Source organism: Ochrobactrum sp. RH2CCR150 (assembly GCA_014138095.1).
GTDB lineage: Bacteria > Pseudomonadota > Alphaproteobacteria > Rhizobiales > Rhizobiaceae > Brucella > Brucella gambitense.
This window is the reverse complement of the sequence record JACGXE010000004.1, coordinates 278,817-300,337: the sequence shown is the minus strand read 5'-3', so window position 1 is coordinate 300,337 and position 21,521 is coordinate 278,817. Positions and strand designations below refer to the sequence as shown.

Genomic DNA, 21,521 nt, shown 5'->3' with positions numbered 1-21,521 from the left:
GCAACCGTCATGGCACCAGAAAGGACCAACGCATGAGTTCTGTGGAGATTGCAGCCGGCACACGCGTGGCACGGGGAGGGCGCGAACGCGGGATAGACCGCATTCTCAAGCTCTTTTCATATTTGCAGGACCATGGCGGACCTGCGCGCCTAGCGGATTTGCCCCGGGCGCTCGACGCGCCGAAATCGACGATTTACGATCTGGTGAATATTCTGAGCGAGGCGGGTCTGCTCGAAATCAGGGACGCGCAGGTCTATTTCGGCAAAGTAATGCAACTTTATGGCGCGAGCTACCTGCGCGCCAACGATATCGTGGCGCGCGGCCGCGAGATGGTGGATCAACTGGTCAAGGAAACGGGTGAGACGTGCGAACTCTGCATCCGCCTGCGAGGCAAGCAGGTCATCATCCATGCCCGGCCCGGCTCTCGACCGCTGCGTATCAGCTCGGAAGTCGGGTCGCAGATACCGATCCCGTGGACGGCTTCGGGTCGATTGATGCTATCTGACTTATCGGGGGAAGAAATCGAAACAGTGCTCGGGCCGGAAGACCGCCTTCAACCAAATGGGCACGCGGTAGATATAGCCGCCTTCATTGCCGAATGTCACGCGCATCGCAAACAGCAACTGGCTCGCACCGTCGGTGCCATCAACAATTTCACACAATGTCTGGCGTCCCCTTTGGTCAATGCGCGTGGCGCGGTGGAGGCGACGATCTGCTTCGTTCTGCCCATCGATATGCCGGAGGTCGAGCGCCGGAGGTTGGAAGCCCGGCTTATTGAGGCCGCGAGCGAAATTTCCATCGCGGCCCACGGGTGAGGTGGTCCACGGGCCGTATACTGTCGAACTTCCGCGTGAGATCGGCAGGAAAGCCTTACTAGTACGCCACTCCAGTTCTCAGTGATTGACCGACCTTGACCAACCGGGCAATCTGGAGCTGTCACAACGTCGTTTGTCGACCGTGCCAATTCAACTCTTCCGCTACATTATCAATAGTAGCAGCGGATTCGCAGCCACTGACAACTATCATCTAATCTTCTATCGCGAGGAAACTGCACTTTAAGTGAGATAGAATCTGACTGGCAATCTGAAATCGTAACAGCAACGCATCTGCAGATAATGAGGAAGGTTTGTTGTATAATTTTAATAAGTAAAATTTATATTTTGTGGAAAATTACAGTGTATTTGGCCAATATCCGTGTATTATATCAGAAGTTATATTAAAGTAATATAATATGTATTTGTGCATCTAATAAAAATCCGTTTTAAAATCGTGATATAACTATTTCCTTAAAGAAAATTGGCTAAACAATATGTCATTTGGTTATAATTCCACGTAAGATGGTTTTCAGATAATGGCTCAAAGGCGTATCAGGACCCATATAGCGTGGTCCGGGATGCCGAGGGTTGAGCGTCAAATATCCCCTTATGCGTCACTAGAGCACTGCAGAAGTGCATTTCTGTAATTCTGTTGCCTTTAGACTGGTTGCACCAAAGGTGGTATTGAGAGATCGCTTCCAGTCCACGAAACCGGCCCCTTTTCTAACCTTTCCGACTTCTTCAACAAAGCCCGTTCGAAAGTAGCTGAAAACGATAAACTCGTCGGATCATTCATTTCAAACGAATTGTGCTCGCGGTTGGAAGCGGCCGTTTCGCAAAACGAACGCCAAGGCAGTAGAACCGGTTTCCGTTGTATGTCTGTTCGACTATTGCCGCTGACGGCAATCTAACCCCTTTCGCAATGGCACCGATATTCTCCTATTGACAGATGGTCGCTGGAAAATGATATATTATATATCAAATAGAAAAGGGAACAGAATGGTTACGGTCAATTGTGATATGGGAGAGGCCTTCGGCATCTATCGTTTTGGCGACGATGAGACTTGCATGCCATTTGTGACGCACGCCAATATTGCCTGCGGTTTTCACGCTTCCGACCCCGTCGTGATGGCCAAGACCGTGCGTCTCGCAAAAAAGGCAGGGATCAACATCGGATCTCATCCAGGATTGCCAGATCGTGAAGGATTCGGACGTCGGCCAATGCGTATGACCCGCGAAGAAGTCGCGGCACTGACCATCTACCAGACAGGCGCTCTGGAAGGATTTTTGCGTGCAGAAGGCGTAACGCTCTCGCACATCAAGCCACATGGTTCACTGTTCGGTATGGCGCAGAACGAACTGGCGGTGGCCGAGGGGATTGCGGATGCCGCCGAGGTGTTTGGCGTGCCGGTTATCGCGTTTTCCGATTGCTGCATGTCCGAAGTATTTTCCCGGCGCGGTATCCCCTTCAGTTGTGAATTTTATGTCGATATTGACTATGGGGACGACGGGCGTCAGATCATCTCTCGTGAGCATCCGCCCATCGCGGCTGCGGATGTGGCCGAGAAAGTGCGGCGTGCCATTGAGCATGGGTTGACGCGCTCGGTGACCGGCAAAGACGTGCCTGTCGTCGCGGAATCGATCTGCGTTCATTCCGACACGCCCAATGCCATCGAGGTTGCTCGTGCGGTCTTTGACGAATTGAATCGTAGCGGCAAGCTAACCCGGGGTTAGATCGGTGCGCACGCTGGCGGGAAAACCACTGCAAGAAGACATGGCCAGGGCGATAGCCCCGGCATTGCGGGCCATTGCTGCCTCTATCGGGCCAGACGGACGGCACGTCATTTATTCGGCTGGCAATCGTGTTTTAGCGGCGCGCACAGGCAGCGAAATTGCCCGTCAGATGTGCTCGGAGCATTATGCCGAACGGCTGCTGAAAGAAGTGCTTGTCGATGCAGAGCGCCAGTTCGGTGATGGAACTGCGCGGCTGGCCGTGATGGCTGATGCTGCGCTGGTCGAAAGATGTCGGCCCAATGGTCTGTCCATCGAGAATGAACGCGTGATTGAGGCTCTTGCCAGTTTGGGGCCGACGATCACTGCTGCTTTTAGGGCCGAAACCCGGGTATGTGATGATGCAGCGGGTCTTGTCACCGCTGCTGGTGTCGATGCGGGTCTCGTCCCGATGATCCTTGAGGCGGACAGGCTGGCCGGGCCAAGTGGATTGGTCGAAGTCAAGGAAGGTGCCGAGACGAGAGTGATCTCCGGTCACGGTTTCAGTTTTGATGCACGGCAGGTTGGTTCCGGTGCTGTTGCTGCGATGGACAACGTACATCTGATCGTTGCAAACGAAGTTCTGGCAGACTTCAAAACGCTTTCCCCGGTTATCGAGGGATTTGCTTCAAATGGCAAGGCGCTGGTCATTGTTGCCCGCGGTATTGAGGGGGCGGCGCTTCAGTTGGTCGAGCGCAATCGGCGCGCCGGAATTTTGAAAATTGCGGCGCTTGTTCTTGCCGATGTTGGCGCGCGCGCGGCAGAAGTTCTTGAAGATATTGCCGCTGCGAGCGGTGCGACACTGATTTGCGCACGCATGGGAACATCGATCGAAATGTTGAGGCCGGCCATGTTGGGCAAAGCCAAGCATTTCAAGTTTGAGGGCGCGCGCGCACATCTGATGGAAGCTGCAGGCTGCGTTCAGGATATTGCTTTACGTGTCGCGGCAGCGGAAGCGGAGATCAATGCGCATCGCTACCTGCCCTTTGATCGTGAGCATGCTGAACGTCGCAAGGCCCGACTGTTAGGGCAATGGGTGGAACTGACGATCCGCCGGGGGGCGGATTCTGCGGCGATGGTGGAGGTTGCACGCCGTGCCATTGTCGCGCTGCGTGCTGCATACCGCGATGGCGTCATTCCGGGAGGAGGATGTGGCCTCGAAAGGATTGCGGATCGCCTGAAGGGCAGGGGCGGAAACGATCCCGCTTTGGTGGCTGCAGTGGCTATGATCGATGCAGCCCTTCGCGCTCCGGGAAAATGCCTGCGTCGTAACGGGATGATTCAGTCGGATCAACGTGATCCGACATCTGTCGTGATTTCTGATCCAGCCGGCCTCTCGAGAGATTTGCTGGATGTCGCGTTCTCGCTTGCAATTCGCCTTGCCGGAATCGGCGGCGCGGTCCTGCAGCATTGAGCGTCAATATTTGATGAGAGTGAGAGCAAAGCAAGATGAGCAATGATGTCGCGGATCAGATGTTGGAGATAGAGGACCTCGTCCATCACTACGGTGCTGTGACTGCACTCTCGCACGTATCTCTTTCTGCCAGAAAGGGCGAATTCCTGACGATCCTTGGCTCCAGTGGCTCTGGGAAAACCACGATGCTGCGTGTGATATCCGGACTGGAGATGCCAACATCGGTTCGAAGGCTCCGTATCGACGGACAGGATGTTGCGCATCTTCCTGCGGCTAAACGTAATTGCACTACGGTCTTCCAGAGCTATGCGCTCTTCCCGCATATGAGTGTTATCGAAAATGTCGCTTATGGATTGCGAATTCGAAAGGTGCGTGCCGCTGACGCCTTGAAGGAAGCGCGGCGAGCACTTGCTATGGTGCAGCTTGAGGCGAAAGCCGACCGTCGAATCGGTCAGCTTTCTGGTGGCGAGCGGCAGCGTGTTGCGTTGGCGCGGGCGGTTGTCACCCAGCCGTCAATTCTCCTTCTGGACGAACCCCTCGGTGCGTTGGACGAACGTCTCCGTCAAGATATGCAAATAGAGCTGATGGAATTGCAGCGCAGTCTTGGCATGACCTTTGTGTATATCACACACAGCCAGGAGGAAGCGCTTACCATGAGCGACCGTGTGGTTCTGATGAGCCAGGGCCAGATCGTGCAGAGCGGTAGTCCGCTGGAACTTTTCGACCGACCAAAGAGCCGATTTGCTGCGGGCTTCATGGGCTACGAGAATATTCTTGAAGCAAAGCTGATCGGTCGCGAGGAGGCGATTGGCACCGTTGAATTCCCCGGGGGAGTGCGCATCCGGGGTGTGATTACTTCAACAGGATTGAGGCCAGGAGACACCATCGCCATCGCGATCCGCGCCGAACGTATTTCTCCAGCAAGTGCCAGTCTGTCAGATAATTCTGAGACCATCGCGGCGAAGGTCACAAACCGGGTTTATCGCGGCAAATATACGGATGTCACGGTGGCTACCGGCGCCGGGCCATTGCGGCTGCGCAGCTGGCACGGAGGCGCAAGCGAGAACAGCGAAGTAGAGCGAGTTGGCTGGAGTATGTCGGACGCTGTGATTTTCGCTGCCTGATGATTTCTAAATCAATAAAACCAGAAAGGGGATCATAAAATGAAAGACAGGTTTTCAACTTACAGTCAGGTCGAGCTGACCCGACGCGGCATGCTGGCAGGCATGGGAGCGCTCGCCGGAATTGCCGCTGTTGGGGGGATATCCGGCGTCGCAAAGGCGCAGGACATGCCGTTGGTCAAGATTTATGGCGTTCCCACTGCAGCCCTGAAAGATTGGGCCCCGATGGAAAAATCCATCGGTGTACGAGCTCAGCTTAGTGGGTCCAGCAATGACGTTGGCGTTTTTATGCGCGATGTTATGGGCGCGAACATGGGCGACAGCGTCGATCTTTTTGTCTTTGAGTCCGGTACCGAAGATATTCTCGGTCCGCAGGGGCTCTATGCACCTCTGGACGAGGCTAACCCTGAACTGACTCTTTGGGAGCGCACGTCCGATGATTGGAAACGCTCGCCCGTTGTGCAGGACCGGGAGGGAAAGCAATGGGGTGTGCCAGTGATCGGCAATGCCGACAGTTTCGGCTATTTTCCCGAGAAGCTGGGCATGGCTCCCGACAGTCAGGAAGAGCTGTCGTGGTCACTTATGTTTGAGGATGAAAAAACCCGCGGTCGTGTGGCTTACGGCAATGCCTATACCTACTCGATGGGGGTAGCAGCGCTTTATCTGCAATCCAAGGGAGCGGCAAGCTTTGCAAATATTGCAGACCTGACACCGGAAGAAGCGAAGACTGTGGCTGACTTCCTCATCGAGCGCAAAAAGGCCGGCCAGTTCCGTACCCTGTATGGCGCTTTCGAAGAGCAGATTCAGTTGCTGACCAACCGCGAAGTTGACGTCATCAACTGCTGGGAGCCAGCGGTTCGTGAGGTAAATCTCGCACTCGGACCGGATGCCACGCGCTATGCCTATACCAAGGAGGGCTACTTCAAGTGGGGACACGGCGCCTATATCGCGGCCCAGGCTGCTCAAAGGGACAATCTCGCTGCGATCTATAAGGTGCTGAACTACTTCCTCGGCGGAGAATATCGAGCGCTTCAGGCACGGGATCGGGGCTATGCGGGTCCGAACATGGACCTTGGTGTGGAATATGCCACGGCCAATGGCTGGAGTGCTGAAGAGGTTGCCGCGTTGAAGGCCACAGAAGCCAAAGTGAGCAAGAAGTTCTCCAAGCCCTATGTCTCGACCACCACGCCGGATAATGCCGCCGGTATGGAGGAGGAATGGCAGCGTTTCTTGAACGCCTGACCTTCGCCTGTCTGTCAACCGACGCGACCAGGCCCGCAGATCAATGCGGGCCCGGGATGCAACATGCTCGAAAATTTTTTGGAAGATTGAGATGCAACAGATAGCGAGTGCCGCAGAGATGCCGGTTGTTGGCAGTCAGAGTTCTCTATATACCATCAGGGCAAAACTCACCGACATGAACGTCGCTGCGACCGTCATTCTGTTGATCTGGTTTGCACTGGTCATCGTGCCGATCGTCATTCTTTTTACCTTCAGCTTCTTTTCGACCGTGCAGTTCCGAACGGTTTATACGCCGACACTCGATACATGGATCGGGCTGTTTTCATCGGGACGTTGGGAAGTGACACTGCGCACCTTGCGCATCGCACTGACGGTCACGGCTATTGAACTGGCCATAGCGTTTCCTTTCGCGCTTTGGCTGGCGAAAGGCTGCAAGTCCAATACGAGCCGGGCAGTCTGTCTTGCCTTGCTGACGATTCCCTTCTTTCTGGACATGTCCTCGCGCACCATCGTCTGGCGCGCCATTCTCGGTCAATCGGGTCTGATCAATACAATTCTGATCAACATCGGCGTGGTGGATACACCTGTGGAATGGCTGCTCTATTCAGAAGTCGCAGTGCATTTCGGCATGGTCGTCAGCTTGTTCCCGTCCATGGTGATGCCGATCTATCTCGCGATCAACCTGATCGACGACACTTTGATCGAAGCAAGCAACGATCTGGGTGCGTCTCCCTGGCAGACGGTCAGCCGTATCATCATTCCGCTATCCTTGTCGGGAGTCATGGCTGGTATCGTGTTCTGCCTCGGCCCCGCGCTCGCCGCCTGGGTTGAGCCTGGCATGCTGGGGGGCGGCTTCGTCAATCTTATCTCGAATTCGATAGAAAGCGCCTATTCGGCACTGCGCTATCCGGTTGTCGCCGCGCTGTCTGCCTTCGTGATCCTGCTGCTGCTGGCTCTGCTCGGAGGCATGTACCTGATCGCGCGCCGCTTTGGCGATCCGTCTTCGTCTATCAGCGTCCTGAAAGGCTGAGCATATGCAAACTCGGGATACATCACACGTGCGGCAGATATCACCGAAGCTCGGGCCAAGCTATGCCCCGATCTGGAAACGGCTTTCCAAATGGGGCGGGTTCGTGACGCTGGCGGTTATCTATTTTCCGCTGGTCTGGCTTGTTCTTCTTTCGGTCAGCCAGAATCCTCTCGGCGGCATTCCAGGTTCGTTTTCGCTTGAGCACTATCGTTCGCTGTTTTCCAACAGCGCATGGCGTAAGCCCATGCTGGCAAGTCTGGTAATCGGCGTTGTGGTCGGATTGATCTGCGCGGTTGCCGCGACAATCATCGGTCGCGCCCTGCCGACGATGCGCAGCCCAGGCCGTGTGCTGCTGATGTTCGTGGTTCCGCTTTTCGTGCCTGGTATGTCGCTTGGGGCCGCCCTTTTCATCGTTGCGCGCGCGGTTCTGAACTTGAAACTCGGTTTCTGGTCTATCGCGCTTGGACATTTCGTCTGGGCGTTTCCCTTTGCGCTGCTGATCATCCTCGTCGTGACGATCCGTTTCGATCACCGCCTCGTTGAAGCGGGGAGGGATCTTGGGGCCAGTGACTGGCGGGTCTTCTGGGACATCGAATTTCCAATCCTCATGCCGGGCATCGTAAGCGCGGGGCTGTTTGGCTTCCTGATGTCGTTCAACGAAGTGATGCGTTCGATATTCCTGCGTGGCACTGCCGAGACCATGCCGGTCTGGAGTTGGATACAGGCCGCCGCGCAGCAAAGCCAGGTGCCGATCATCTTCTCGCTGGCTTCTCTGGTGCTGTTCGTCACGCTTCCGCTGCTGTGCGGTGTCTTCTGGCTTCTCTTTGCCAGGGTAGGCAGATCATGAAAACGGTGTTGCAACAAGTCCGCCTTGGGGGATCAGTCTGCGGGACTGCGCAACAGACGCGGAAGCAGCGCTTCGGCGGCAAGCTTCAGATCTTCCGCCATGGCCTCACGGGCCCCAACCGCATCACGGCGTTTCATCGCCGCCAGAATGTTGCGATGTTCATCGTTGGCGTGCTCCCGGTAATGGTCGGCATCAAAAAGACCGTTGAAGACAGGGCCGACCTTGAGCCAGAGCCCCTGGATCACCTGAAGCAGCTCGGGGTTGCCCGATTTTTCGTAAATGATGAAATGAAATTCGCGATTGAGCTTCATATAGGTGCGGGCATCAAAGGTCAGTGTGGTCTCCGCAATCCGGTTCAGCAGTGCGTCGATTTTGGCAAAGTCGCGTTCCGTGAGCAGAGGCGTCGCCAGTTCGGCGGCCATACCCTCCAGCGCAATGCGCATGGGGAGGAGATGGTGAAACCTCTCAATCGTCATTTGAGGCACAACAATCGAGCGGTTGGGCAATTGAACGAGCAGCCGTTCCGCGATCAGGCGCTGCAGGGCTTCGCGTATCGGCGTCGCGGAAATACCGAAATTGTCGGCAAGGTTACGGATCACCATCGGTTGCATGGGCATATAGGTGCCGTCAGCCATGCCTTTGAGAATCTCTTCGTATGCCCGGTCGCTCAGGGCCTCGCGCGCGATCTTGGTCATTCCGTCCTTCTCCCTATAGTCACCGAGCGAATTGCTCATGTTTTTCTTCAATATATGAGGTCGCAGCGCTTTCCGGCAAGATATATCATATATCTATACAGGATAATTAGTGCTCTATTGACTGGTAAGGCGGCTGACTGGCTGCAGTGCCTGGTCGGGCCCGAACGGAGGTACTGCCATGCTGTATGAGACTTTGCATTTTTCGCCCGGCGGTGATCGTGCCGTTGAAGTGGAATTGGGCGACGGGATGAGTTTCACATTGAACTTCACGGTTCATCGGCTTGTGGCTGCCATACGTGAAGCGCGGATTCCGGCTATTGAGGACATTATTCCAGAACTTGCTTCGCTACAAATCAACTATGATCCCGACCGTACTTCCTATGAGGACCTTATCCACGAGATAGAGACCATCTACGAGCGGATTGGATCAGACGTTTCCGGATCGCTTCCCAGCAGGCTGTTGACGTTGCCTATCCACTATTTCGATGAGGAGACATCGGTCTGCATCGAAGACTACCGCAAGACCTATCCTGACAAGCAGATTGATCCAGACCTCCTCTGCGAATTGAACGGTGTGGAGGATCGTGCTGCATTAGCGAGACGTCACTCTGGTACTGAATATTGGGTTGCGGCACTCGGCTTCTGGCCAGGTTTGTGCTCGCTGCTGCCGCTGCGACCCGGCTCTCGTATCACTGCCCCCAAATATAATCCTCCACGCACATGGACCCCGAAAGGGGCTGTGGGTATAGGCGGTGCGCTTTGCTGCATCTATCCAGACCGGACTCCCGGCGGGTATCAGTTGATCGGACGTACCCCGGCTCCAATCTATGACGGCTCACAGCGTCTGCCAGCGTTTCGGAACAGTCTTGCATTGCTGCGTGCGGGCGACAGGGTCCGCTTCCGGCCTGTGAGTGCGGAAGAATGTGCCTGGATCGATGCCGAAGTTGCTGCTGATCGTTATGAGCACGATGTGGTCGAATATCAGGTTTTCTCGGTTGATCAGTATCTGGACTGGGCGAAAGCGCAGGGAGAAAAAGCATGAGCGCGCACGGTGTGACCGTTCTCAAACCAGGGCTTGAAACGACGGTCCAGGAATTGCCGGGACGGATAGGCTATCTGGAACAGGGCTTCCCGGTCTCTGGTCCCTTCGATAAATGGTCGTTCCGGCAAGCCAATCTGCTGGTGGGTAATCCTCGCGATACCGCTGCGCTTGAATGTCAGTTTCTTGGGCCTGCATTGCGGTTTGATCAAGACGTGGTTGTCGCCGTGACGGGCGCTGACATGCGCCCGAAGCTGGACGGTGAAGCCGTGCCTATGTGGCAAACCTTACTCGTATCTGCTGGTCAGGTGCTGGAACTTGGCGCTGCATATACCGGCGCGCGGGGATATATCGCAATCTCGGGCGGCATTGATACTACTGTCGTTCTCGGCTCTCGTGCCGTGTTTCATATGGCGCGGGTTGGCGGACAGGCATTGGTAAAGGATCAGGTTTTGCCTCTTGGTCCTCAGTCAAGCGGTGCACCAGCAATCCTCGCTGTTCCTGAGGGCAACCGCCCGTGTTTCTCAACCGACAAGACCTGGCAGATCGAGGCACTGGCGGGACCGAATGATGACTGGCTCGATCCTGCGGCCGTCGAGATGTTTTTCTCCGCGGACTGGTCGGTGCAGGCAAAGAGCAACCGCACCGGCATTCGTCTCACCGGCCCGGAGTTCAGCTTTGCGGGACGAGCTCTGAACAAGAGTAGTGATCACGGTCAGGACCCGTCGAACATTATCGATCATGGTTATCCGTTGGGCGCGGTCAACCTTGCCGGGCAGACGCCGATCATTCTTGTGAACGATGCCCCGAGCACCGGTGGTTTCATCAATCCATTCACTGTGGCCAGTGCGGCATTCTGGAAACTCGCCCAGACGAAGCCCGGGGACATTTTGCGATTTCGCCGCGTCGATCGTGAGGAGGCGGGTCAATTGCGCGCGGCGCTTGAAACCATGACCTGTGCGGGAGTGACGGTTCGTGTCTGAAGAAATGAATATGGTAATTGATGCCGATCCCGTTCGTGGAGCGCTCGGAGAAATGCTAAACAGTCCTCCACCGGTCATTGATGGTGTGAGCGCAGCAAAACTGATGCGAACCTACTACGGAATATCGGGCATCGCGTATAGTCTAGCCTGTGAGCGCGATGCAAATTTTCATGTTGTCACCGCTGACGGTCGTGGCTTCACGCTCAAGATTTCGAATCCGGCAGAGCCTGAAATCAATACCAATTTCCAGACCGAGGCTTTGCTGTGGCTACAGACTCGCGATCCTGACCTGCCAGTGCCAAAGGTCGTGCGGACACTGGAGGGGGAAAGCCAGTTTTCACTGATACTGGAGGATGGCCGGTCCAGCGTTGTTCGGGTTCTGACCTGGCTCGAAGGTGTGCCAGTGGCGCGGATCGGCGTCACACCTGCATTACGACAGGATATGGTGTGCGCTCTTGCGCGGCTTGGGATTGCCTTCGACGGGTTCGAGCATCCGGCATCCAGTCACGAAATCCTATGGGACGTCAAGAATGCGTCGCGTCTGCGACCTCTGGTCGAGACTCTCGTGGAGCCGAATCTTCGTAAGCAATTGATGGCTGAACTGGATCACTTTGATAATGTTGTTCGTCCCGCATTGGCTAATTTGCGGCGGCGTGTCGTGCACAATGATCTGAACTGGCACAATGTTGTTCTCAACGTTGCCAATCCTGACAGGATCACCGGTATTCTCGATTTTGGTGATATGGTGAAAACCCCGCTGATCATCGATCTGGCGGTTGCCGTGTCCTATCATACGCAGACGCCCTTCAGTTGTCTGGAAGACGTGTGCGATATGGTCAGTGCTTATCATAAAGTTCTGCCGCTTGAGCGGCGCGAGCTGGATGTGTTGCGTGATTTGATCGTCGCGCGCCTGATGACGACAGTCGCTATCACCGAAGGTCGTGCGGCGCGCTATCCTCAAAACGCGGCCTATATTCTTCGCAATAATGGCCCCGCACGCGACGGCTTGCGTTTCTTTGCGACCCTTCCCCGAAATCAGGTCACCGCAGCTTTTTTGGCTGCGTGCAATATGGAGTGAGCGATGACAACCCGGGAATCAATGGTCAATGCCTTCATCGAAGGTGCGACAGAACTGGATGAGGCCACGACGGCGATGATCGCGCAACGTAAGGCGCGGCTTGGTCCTGCCTATCGGCTCATGTATGAGCGCCCGCTACACTTCGTGCGCGGTGAGGGTGTCTGGTTATATGACCCACAGGGAAATGCCTATCTGGATGCCTATAACAATGTCACTTCGGTTGGTCATTGTCACCCCAAGGTAGTTGAAGCTATCCGCCAGCAGGTTGGTATTCTGGCCACCAATACGCGTTATCTTCATGGTGCAATTCTGGATTATGCCGAGCGTTTGCTAGCGACTATGCCGTCCGAGATAGGGAACCTGATGTTCACCTGCACAGGTTCCGATGCCAATGATCTGGCTGTGCGGATTGCTCAATCCTACACCGGCGGGAAGGGAATTATCGTAACGGAAACAGCTTATCATGGTATCACGCAGGCAGTGTCGGAGTTCTCGCCCTCGCTCGGCGACAACGTCAATCTGGGGGCTCATGTCCAAACCGTTCCGGCGCCGGACTCCTACCGGTCGCAGAATGTGGCCGAGGAATTCACGGATGCCGTCCGCGCTGCAATCCGAGATCTGCAACGGCACGGTATCAAGCCAGCTCTTTTGATCTGCGATGGCATTTTTGCCAGCGATGGCGTGTTCGACGGCCCGGTTGGCTTTCTTAAGGGAGCCGTTGATGCGATCCACGAAGCAGGCGGCCTGTATATCGCTGATGAAGTTCAGTCCGGTTTTGCACGCACAGGTGAGGCAATGTGGGGCTTTCAACGTCACAGTGTGATCCCCGATATTGTGACCATGGGCAAGCCGATGGGGAACGGTTTTCCGGTTGCAGGCGTGGCCGTTCGCGCCGACGTTCTGGCCGAGTTCGGGAAAAAATCTCGTTACTTCAATACCTTTGGAGGCAATGCTGTGGCCATCGCCGCCGCTTCAGCCGTTCTTGACGTCATAGAGGAGGAGGGGCTTCTGGAAAACGCGACGTCTATCGGTCTTTATCTCAAGAACGGGTTCAACGCTCTTGCCCAAAGGTACGATTGTCTGGGCGATGTGCGTGGTGCGGGCCTCTTCCTCGGTATTGAAATTGTTTCGGACCGAGCCGCAAAAACACCGGACGCTGCTACCGCGACGCGCATCATCAATGGTTTGCGAGACGAAAACGTTCTCATCTCTGGCTGCGCCAAGGAAGCGAACGTATTGAAGATCCGTCCTCCTCTCATTTTCTCACGCGAGAATGCGGATGAACTGATCGATAAGCTGGAGCAGGTGCTGCAGCGCTTGTCTTGAAACCGGATCGGAGCGGTTCCTGCTTTAGTGAACCGCACTGGTTGTCCTAACCATTCGTTTGGCGGTGTTCGGGATTTTGAATTTTCCCGTTTCGCCGCAAATACTCAATTTTTCCGGAGATAACCATGACTATCAAGATGATCGAAGCGATGCTGCCAGGTGTGGTCTATTTGTCGCCATCGCCTGATGCCTCTCCATTCAAGACGTCGGGAGACCATGTCGCGGCAGGCGAAACTTTGGCGCTGGTGGAAGTCATGAAGTCCTTTCTGCCAATCGTGGCGGACGACGACGGTGTCTTTGTCAGCTATTCGGTCGAGAGCGAAAGTAACGTCGAGCCAGGTGAAATCGTTTGTCATATTGAGGTTGCATAATGACTGCTCCCATCCGCAAACTGCTGATCGCAAATCGCGGTGAGATCGCGGTCCGCATCATTCGCGCCGCAAAAGAGTTGGGTATCTCGACTGTTCAGATCGTCAGCGAAGCTGACCGCGACATGCTGGCTGCTCGCATGGCAGATGAAGTCATCGACATCGGACCGTCGGCGGCGACGAAATCCTACCTCAATGTTGAGCGCGTACTCAATGCGTTGCGCGAAAGCGGCGCGGATGCTTTGCATCCGGGCTATGGTTTTCTTTCGGAGAATGCCGAGTTCGCGCGAGCGGTCACTGATCTCGGATGTATTTTCGTTGGCCCCGATGCGGATACGATTGAGCGGATGGGCGATAAGGTAAATGCTCGTCGAGCAGCGATTGAAGCAGGTGTTCCTGTGGTGCCTGGCAGTGAGGGACGTCTGGATAATCCCGAGGCTGCACTGAAACTGGGCAGGGAAATGGGGTATCCCGTCATGGTGAAAGCTGCCGCAGGCGGCGGCGGACGAGGCATTCGAGTTGTACGCAGTGATGACGAACTTGTCGCGGCTATCCCGCAGGCTATGGCGGAAGCGCAGGCTGCATTTGGAGACAATGGGCTTTATCTGGAAGTTTATATCGAGAATGCACGTCACATTGAGGTTCAAATTCTCGGTGACGGTGAAACGGTTGTCCATCTCTTCGAGCGGGAATGTTCGCTGCAACGTCGACGACAGAAGGTTTGGGAAGAAGCTCCAGCGGTAGCGCTTTCGGCAGAATTGCGCTCTGAGCTATGCGCGTCGGCGGTGCGATTGGCACGCACTGTTGGTTATCGTGGAGCGGGTACGATGGAGTATCTTTACGATCCACATCGCAAAGCATTCTATTTCATCGAGATGAACACGCGTATTCAAGTTGAGCATCCGGTGACCGAGATGATCACTGGCGTTGATCTTGTGCGTGAAATGCTGCTGATCGCCGGTGGTGCAAAGCTCTCCATGGCTCAAGAGGATATTCGATGCGACGGTCATGCGATTGAAGTTCGGATCAATGCCGAGGACCCGGCTCGCAACTTCTTACCAAGCCCTGGTCCAATTGATCGACTGCAGTTTCCGGAAGGCCCCGGAATTCGCTTCGATACCGGTTTCTATGCAGGTAGCCGTGTTCCGCCTTACTATGACTCTCTCATTGGCAAGCTGATCGTCAAAGACAGTTCTCGTGCGCAAGCGTTAGAGCGTTTGAGAGAAGCTCTTGAGCAACTCGATATAGGCCCCATCGCAACAACAGCTCCACTCTATCGCACTCTTACAAACAACAATGATCTCATAAATGGCGAAATATCAACGCAATGGCTGGAAAGGTGGCTATCTGAAGGTAAGGACACAGGTGCTGCTTGAAGGGTTCCGTTGCAAAAGCTCACACTGCACGCAACAGAGGTGGCGAGGGAAATCCGTACAGCTAGGATAATTGGAATTTCTACCTGAGCTCGGCTTAGATACCGTGAACAGGAGATACCATGACGAGACGACCGCGCCGGAACCACAGTTCGGCTTTCAGTGTAAAGGTGACGCTCGCAGCGATTTGAGATGAGCAGGCGCTGCTGAAATTACTCCAGAAGTTCGACGTGCATGCCAACCAAAACAAACAGTGGAAAAATCAGCTCCTTGAGGGGGCGACAGGCATTTTCGACGATGAAGCGCAGACGGAACCAGCGGGTCCGACCGTCGATGTGAAAACGCTGCACGCCAAGATTGGCGAATTGACGCTGGAGAACGATGCTTCGCTTGGGGCTTACGCGGCCCCACTGGGGTTACGGATTCCGCTACGATAGCTGGAGCGCTCGGCAACGCGGGATTTCTGAGCGGGAAGAAATGATCAACCGCTCACACAAGCTGTCGGTTGCACGCCAGGCGAAGCTTCTCGGCTTCAGCCGCGGTAGCGTCTACTATTCTCCACGTTCAGTGTCGGACGGAGATTCGGCTTTGATGCGCCGGATCGACGAAATGCATCTCGACTACCATTTCGCCAGAAGTCGGAGGTTGCAATGAGTTTTGAGAGGAGAAGGGTTGAATGTCGGGCGGCTTCACGTCGCCACGCTGATGAAGAAGATGGGCATCGAGGCGATTTACCGTCGCCTGAACACTCTCCAAACCAGCACCAGGCCACAAATTTTTCCTTACCTCTTGCGCAAGCTGGCGGTCACCTGGCCCAATCAAGTCTGGGCGATGAATCTGACCTATATCCCCATGGCGCGGGGCTTCGTCTATCTCTGCGCCGTTGTCGACTGGTTTAGCCGGAGAGTTCTGTCGTGGCGACTGTCGATTACGATGTAAGCCGCTTTCTGCATCTGGGCGGTCGAGGAAGCACTGGCCCGTTATGACAAGCCCGACATCTTCAACACGGATTAGGGATCACAATTCACTTCTATCGACCTCACCGCGGTGCTGATGAAGGCCGAAATCGCCATCTCGATGGATGGCAAGGGCGCGTGGCGGGACAATGTCTTCGTCGAGCGGCTTTGGCGGTCGATCAAATACGAGGAAGTCTACCTCCACGCCTACAAGACCGTGTTGGAGGCCCGCGTCTGCATTGGCCGCTATTTGAGCTTTTATAATAGCCGACGCCCACATTCATCCTTGACCGGCCGACACCGGATCAGGTCTACTTCAACGCGCTGACACCGATGATAGTGGCGGCATAATGGTGGCGGAAACCCACTTAGCAAAACGTCAGGAACTCTTCAGGCAAAACCGAGTGAACTCTGTTGGTAGCGCCAAATCAATGTGTCCTCGGTGCCAGTCTGAATAGTCATCTAATTAGCTCCGCAGAGCTTACTGAAACCCGTGTCGCTTTAAAAAATCAACTGTCAATTGAGCAGTGGTCTGCGGGGATGTGGCTCCGGAAAATATTCCAATCCTCATCCGTGATTTAGCTGTATCAGATCGGCTTGATGCTTATTCATGGTGCGTCAGAGATTTGTAAAAACGATTCATATTACACTGCCTATTGGCTTTAGTCTGGATTGATGACGCTGCATATCATCGGTTAAGCCGAGAGATTAAGACGTTAAAAGTGTTGAAAAATAACGAGAAGAGGGTTGATGAGGCACCAATAAGAATGAAAACATTTAGATGAAACGTTTTATTGACAGGTGTTTCCCTCGCAGTTATGGTCACAAGGTAGCTGGCAGTCAGGAGGAGACTTTGCGTTGGTAACAAGCGAAGCGACGATGCGGCTACACAATGGGAGGAGAAAACATGTCATTGCGTCTTGGTCGCCTTTTGGGCGGCGTTCTACTTGCGTCTGCAGCGTATACGAGCGTGGCGTCTGCTGCCTGTGAACTGAAGATCGGTACCCCGGCCGTTTTGTCGGGTCCGGCAGCCCAATGGGGCATTGCCTTGCGCGACGCCGTCAATTTTGTCGCCAAGGAAACAACCGACGAAAAGCGTCTGGTTATTGATGGAGCTCCCTGTTCGGTTTCCACTGTTGTGATTGACTCCAAATATACCGCTGAAGGCGCAGCGTCGGCGATGAACCAGCTTGCTGCTCAGGGTATCAAGGTCATTGTCGGGAGTGTAGGCTCACCGGAAGTGACCGGTATGAAGCCTGTTGCAGCACGCAATCGCATGGTTGCTATGGTTGATAGTTTCGCCAAGAACGCAATAGGTCCTCAATGGCCGAGCATATTCCACATCGGTCCCGGACCGTCCGGTTGGGCCGGTCCGATCATTGATGCCGGTCGCGAGCGTTTCAAGTTCGACAGCGTGGCGATTGTGGCTCCGAATGATCAGGGTGGTACCGATGTTGCTGGCGTGAATGCGCAGATATTCAAGGAGAAGGGCGTTAATGTCTCCGAAGAATACTACCAGCGCGGAACCAGCAATTTTGCGCCGATCGTCACGCGTATAATGAGCGCAAATCCTGGGGCTCTGGATCTCGCTTCATCGCCAGCGGGCGATGCTGGCATCATCGTAAAACAATTGCGTCAGGCTGGCTTCGAGGGACCTATTTTCCGCCTGGGTGGTCCTGGTTTTGATGAAATTGCCCGTGTGGCCGGTGGCGTTGACGTGCTGAAGGATTTCCTCTGGTACGAGCCGATCTATATGGACGAAAACACGCAAGCTTTGGAAGACAAGTACAAGAAGCTGATGGGTTCACCACGCCCGGAAAATAGCGACTTCTTCCGATGGGTCTTTGCCGCCCGCATGATGATTAAAGCTGCGCAAGCTGCCGGTACTGTCGACGATTCCGAGAAGATCGCTGCCGAAATGCGCAAGCTTTCCGTGGAAGACGAGAACATTGGCAATGGTCATTGGATCGGCCAGTCCTTCTTCGGCATCAATCAGGAAATGTCTTATCCGTTCGCTATCGGCATCGTTCAGGATGGCAAGAAGCAGCCTCTGCTGCGCGCGGAAGCAGTCAGCGAAAAGTAAGGCACCGTATTATGGAAAGCTTCATCACGACGGGGCTGATTGGTATCAGTCTCGGCTCACAATATACTTTGCTTGCGCTTGGGTTCACACTGATTTTCGGGATCCTCGGCGTGGTGAATTTCGCTCACGGCGGCTTCTATGTAATGGGCGGCTACGTCGCCTATTACTGCACTACAATGCTCGGATTGCCTTATCCAGTGGCGGTGCTGATAGCCCTTGTGGCGACGGCAGTGCTCGGTTGGTTGTTCGAGGCAATCATTCTTGAAAGAGTGATTGAAGATCATCAGGCAACATTGATGGTCACGATGGGCTTCTATCTCGTCCTGGCCACTGCCATCCTGGTAATTTTCGGGGCTGAATCGCCGCAATTCTCTTTCCCTGTAACCGGGGTCTGGCGTTTTGGTGGCATCTATTTCCCCTATGCCAATATGATCGTGCTCGCCGCATGTCTCGTGGCTATCGCATTGGTCTATTGGCTGATCTATCGCACCAATGTCGGGCGTGGCATGCGAGCAATGGCCGAAGATCGCGCGGTAGCCAGCGCGCTCGGCATGCGGACCAAGGCGCTCTTTCCTTTTGCATTTGCTCTCGCCACCGGGCTTGCCGGGGTGACGGGCGCGCTGGTCACGCCAATCCTGTCACTCGCCCCGCATGTTGGAGATGCGACGCTCGCTTATTCGTTCATTACCGTCATTCTGGGTGGGCTTGGGAGTGTCACCGGTGCCACCGTCGCTGCCTTCATTGTCGGTATGGTTGAAGCTTATGCTGCCGTCTATCTCGGCGGATCTAAAGGTGCGCTCACGCTTTTTGCAATCGTCATGGTGACGCTTGTGGTTCGCCCACAGGGACTTTTCGGCAAGGAGGTCCGACGTTCATGAACCGCACCACCATTTCCTCAGACATCACCATTCGACGTCAGCCATTCTTCAGTATTCCTGATTGGATCACACTCGGCCTGGTGCTTCTGTCCTTTATTGTGCCACTTGTCAGTACCAATCCGCAGGTCTTGTCTCAGACCAATTTGATCCTGATCGCGGCAACGGCGGCACTCGGCGTCTATATTATGCAACGGCTCGATCTGATGAGCTTCGCCGTTCCAGCTTTCATGGCTGTCGGTGGCTATACCGTTGCCATATTGAGCCTGCGGCTTGGCATTACCGACATTTTTGTCCTCTCGGCCGCAGCCTTTCTCGTGCCGGTGCTCTGTGCAATTCCGCTCGGCTCGTTGATATTGCGATTAAAGGGCGTCTATTTCGTGCTGGTCACTTTTGTGCTGACCGAAATCGTCCAGCTCCTGCTGTTTGAAGCTGAGCCGTTGACGGGTGGAGCAAACGGACTTGTCGGCATGCCGCCAGTGACGTTGTTCGGTATGGACCTTTGGGACAATTCCCACGTTGTGCTCACCACCTGCGCACTCGCCTTAGCCGGTTTCCTGATCACTGCCGCCTTCACACGTTGGTATCGCTACGAATTTGCAGCCATTGAGACCAACGATGTGCTGGCGGAAAGCCTCGGCCTCCCGGTCTGGAAATATAAAGCGATGGCGTTTTGCGTTGCAGCTGGCGTGTCGGGTTTCGCAGGCTTTGCGCTCGTCAACATGCTCTTGACCGCCCATCCCACGTCCTTCGCTCCAATGTCGTCAATCACCTACATCACCTACGCGATCGTTGGTGGAAAGCGGACCATTTTGGGCTCGCTTGTGGGTGCAATCGTTCTGGTCTCGGCTACCAATTACTTTGCACTTTCCGGTGAATTGTCACCTGGTCTCTTCGGTGTGCTGATCATTGTTGTGACGCTTGTGGCGCGCGGCGGTCTGGTCGGTATCGCAATCACGCTCATCAAGCGTCTGCGTGGCACAGATGGTGGCTCGGTTGGGAAAGATCGGACCAAAGCGGCAGTGCATGAAGGCAATCTTGCTATTGGGGAGAATGGTCGATGAACCAGACTTCAACAGATGCCCTGAAAGCGGATCGCATCTCCAAGGCATTCGGCGGACTGAAGGTCTTCACCGATGTCAGTTTCACCTTGCCAGCTGGTGGACTTCTCGGTGTCATTGGACCAAACGGTGCTGGCAAGACCACGATGATCAACATCATCTCAGGTCGACTGAAGCCAAGCTCGGGCCGTGTTCTTCTTGGCGACACGCAGATCGACGGCAAACCTGTCTATGAGAATGCTGGTCGAGGTCTGGTGCGCAGCTTCCAGCAGACCGCAACTTTCAATGGCTACACCGTCGAGGACAATCTTCTTTCGGCGCTCCGCTTTTCAAAGAGAGGGCGGTCGGCACTTGAACAGCTGTCTCCGCTGCTTGATCAGTTCGGTCTCATCGAAAACTGGACGCGCAGTGCGGAAATTCTTCCCTACGGACTTCAGAAGATGCTGGGTCTCACCATGGCACTTGCAACACAGCCAAAGGTGCTTCTGCTCGATGAACCGGCGGCAGGGTTGGAAAAATCCGAGCGTACCAACATCGATACATATGTGCGTTTTGCTCAAGAAGCCTTCGGCTGCGGTGTGCTTCTGGTTGAGCACGATATGGAGTTGATCAAACGTCTGTGTCCGTCGGTCATTGTTCTCGATGGCGGCAAGCTCATTGCAGAAGGCCCACCGGAAACGGTGCTGACAAATCCGGATGTAATCAATGCCTATCTTGGGGGCAGCGATGAGGAGGAAGACGATGCTCAGCATTCGTGATTTGCATGTGACCTATAGCGGCACGCACGCACTGTCTGGTGTCGATATCGCAGTCGAAGCCGGCCAGACAGTACTTCTCATCGGGGCCAATGGTGCAGGGAAGTCCAGTCTGATCAATGCTGTTATCGGGCTCGTCAGAGCGACTCGTGGCCAGATCAGTTTCGAAGGCCGTGATATTTCCGGTCTTTCGAGTGACGCGCGCGCCCGGCTTGGTATTGGCTACTCACCCGAAGGACGACGCGTTTTTCCAACCATGAGTGTCAAGGACAACGTGCTGGCAGGCGCCGGTTCGCTCGGCACACGTGATCAGTTGAAGGCCTGGGATCGTCTTGTGGCGAGTTTCCCTTTTCTGGCTGAACGTCAGGCCCAGCCGGCAGGTCAACTTTCGGGTGGCCAACAGCAATTGGTGGCGATTGCCAGAGCGATGTGCGGTGGCCCGAAACTATTGCTGTTGGATGAGCCGTTTCTGGGGCTCGCCCCGGTCTGGATCCAACAGATTTCGACCGCAGTACGTCAGATGCAAGAGGACGGTATCGCAGTGCTCATGACCGAGCAGATGGCGCGGCCAGCACTCAAACTTGCGCATAGCGGACACATCATGCGCGGCGGTCTCATCCGCCGTTCGGGAACGACCAATGAAATCAGAGGCGCCGCACTGGCGGAGGAATATCTCTGATCCGTTTGGCC

The 21,521-nt window shown here is 54.9% G+C and carries 19 protein-coding genes and 1 pseudogene; 19 read left to right on the top strand and 1 reads right to left on the bottom strand.

Annotated elements, in window-relative coordinates:
• The first annotated feature begins 32 nt into the window (after positions 1-32).
• The 7 genes from FHW03_RS11240 (at position 33) to FHW03_RS11210 (ending at position 8,239) form a co-directional block, all read left to right on the top strand.
• On the top strand, positions 33-815 hold the full coding sequence (locus FHW03_RS11240; protein WP_182520701.1) for an IclR family transcriptional regulator: 783 nt from the start codon (positions 33-35) through the stop codon (positions 813-815).
• 999 nt (positions 816-1,814) lie between these two features.
• Positions 1,815-2,549: a 5-oxoprolinase subunit PxpA gene (gene pxpA, locus FHW03_RS11235; protein WP_182520700.1), complete on the top strand. Its 735-nt coding sequence runs from the start codon at positions 1,815-1,817 to the stop codon at positions 2,547-2,549.
• A 40-nt stretch (positions 2,550-2,589) separates the two neighbouring features.
• Complete coding sequence (locus FHW03_RS11230) at positions 2,590-3,999, top strand: TCP-1/cpn60 chaperonin family protein (RefSeq protein WP_182520699.1); 1,410 nt, start codon at positions 2,590-2,592, stop codon at positions 3,997-3,999.
• A 35-nt stretch (positions 4,000-4,034) separates the two neighbouring features.
• On the top strand, positions 4,035-5,123 hold the full coding sequence (locus tag FHW03_RS11225; protein WP_182520698.1) for an ABC transporter ATP-binding protein: 1,089 nt from the start codon (positions 4,035-4,037) through the stop codon (positions 5,121-5,123).
• A 39-nt stretch (positions 5,124-5,162) separates the two neighbouring features.
• A complete protein-coding gene (locus FHW03_RS11220) occupies positions 5,163-6,362 on the top strand; it encodes a PotD/PotF family extracellular solute-binding protein (protein WP_182520697.1) in 1,200 nt (399 codons plus the stop codon).
• Between the two features lie 91 nt (positions 6,363-6,453).
• Positions 6,454-7,392, top strand: a complete 939-nt coding sequence (locus tag FHW03_RS11215; protein WP_182520696.1) for an ABC transporter permease — start codon at positions 6,454-6,456, stop codon at positions 7,390-7,392.
• Between the two features lie 28 nt (positions 7,393-7,420).
• On the top strand, positions 7,421-8,239 hold the full coding sequence (locus tag FHW03_RS11210; protein WP_182520695.1) for an ABC transporter permease subunit: 819 nt from the start codon (positions 7,421-7,423) through the stop codon (positions 8,237-8,239).
• Positions 8,240-8,271: 32 nt separating this feature from the next.
• Here the strand turns inward: FHW03_RS11210 and FHW03_RS11205 are convergent, their stop codons facing one another.
• Positions 8,272-8,934: a GntR family transcriptional regulator gene (locus FHW03_RS11205; RefSeq protein WP_182520694.1), complete on the bottom strand. Its 663-nt coding sequence runs from the start codon at positions 8,932-8,934 to the stop codon at positions 8,272-8,274.
• Positions 8,935-9,112: 178 nt separating this feature from the next.
• On the opposite strand from FHW03_RS11205, the gene FHW03_RS11200 reads away from it, so the two are divergent.
• The 12 genes and pseudogenes from FHW03_RS11200 (at position 9,113) to FHW03_RS11145 (ending at position 21,510) form a co-directional block, all read left to right on the top strand.
• Positions 9,113-9,976, top strand: a complete 864-nt coding sequence (locus tag FHW03_RS11200) for an allophanate hydrolase subunit 1 (RefSeq protein ID WP_182520693.1) — start codon at positions 9,113-9,115, stop codon at positions 9,974-9,976.
• Entirely contained in the window at positions 9,973-10,956 is a 984-nt protein-coding gene (locus tag FHW03_RS11195; RefSeq protein WP_182520692.1) for a biotin-dependent carboxyltransferase family protein, read from the top strand. The genes FHW03_RS11200 and FHW03_RS11195 overlap by 4 nt, the downstream gene beginning before the upstream one ends.
• Entirely contained in the window at positions 10,949-12,034 is a 1,086-nt protein-coding gene (locus tag FHW03_RS11190; protein WP_182520691.1) for a phosphotransferase, read from the top strand. Before FHW03_RS11195 ends, FHW03_RS11190 begins: the two co-directional genes overlap by 8 nt.
• A 3-nt stretch (positions 12,035-12,037) precedes the next feature.
• The gene (locus tag FHW03_RS11185; RefSeq protein WP_377514619.1) at positions 12,038-13,360 is read left to right on the top strand and encodes an aspartate aminotransferase family protein; all 1,323 of its coding nucleotides are present in this window, start codon (positions 12,038-12,040) and stop codon (positions 13,358-13,360) included.
• 125 nt (positions 13,361-13,485) lie between these two features.
• A complete protein-coding gene (locus FHW03_RS11180) occupies positions 13,486-13,731 on the top strand; it encodes a biotin/lipoyl-containing protein (protein ID WP_182520690.1) in 246 nt (81 codons plus the stop codon).
• Positions 13,731-15,104, top strand: a complete 1,374-nt coding sequence (locus FHW03_RS11175) for an acetyl-CoA carboxylase biotin carboxylase subunit (RefSeq protein WP_182520689.1) — start codon at positions 13,731-13,733, stop codon at positions 15,102-15,104. The genes FHW03_RS11180 and FHW03_RS11175 overlap by 1 nt, the downstream gene beginning before the upstream one ends.
• Positions 15,105-15,223: 119 nt before the next feature.
• Positions 15,224-16,408, top strand: a pseudogene (locus FHW03_RS11170) (IS3 family transposase).
• Positions 16,409-16,964: 556 nt separating this feature from the next.
• Positions 16,965-18,140 (top strand): ABC transporter substrate-binding protein, encoded by a 1,176-nt coding sequence (locus FHW03_RS11165; protein WP_182520688.1) that lies wholly within the window; start codon positions 16,965-16,967, stop codon positions 18,138-18,140.
• Between the two features lie 11 nt (positions 18,141-18,151).
• The gene (locus FHW03_RS11160; protein ID WP_078339096.1) at positions 18,152-19,018 is read left to right on the top strand and encodes a branched-chain amino acid ABC transporter permease; all 867 of its coding nucleotides are present in this window, start codon (positions 18,152-18,154) and stop codon (positions 19,016-19,018) included.
• Complete coding sequence (locus FHW03_RS11155; RefSeq protein WP_182520687.1) at positions 19,015-20,079, top strand: branched-chain amino acid ABC transporter permease; 1,065 nt, start codon at positions 19,015-19,017, stop codon at positions 20,077-20,079. The genes FHW03_RS11160 and FHW03_RS11155 overlap by 4 nt, the downstream gene beginning before the upstream one ends.
• Complete coding sequence (locus FHW03_RS11150) at positions 20,076-20,834, top strand: ABC transporter ATP-binding protein (protein WP_182520686.1); 759 nt, start codon at positions 20,076-20,078, stop codon at positions 20,832-20,834. Before FHW03_RS11155 ends, FHW03_RS11150 begins: the two co-directional genes overlap by 4 nt.
• Entirely contained in the window at positions 20,818-21,510 is a 693-nt protein-coding gene (locus FHW03_RS11145; RefSeq protein ID WP_182520685.1) for an ABC transporter ATP-binding protein, read from the top strand. Before FHW03_RS11150 ends, FHW03_RS11145 begins: the two co-directional genes overlap by 17 nt.
• Positions 21,511-21,521: the final 11 nt, after the last annotated feature.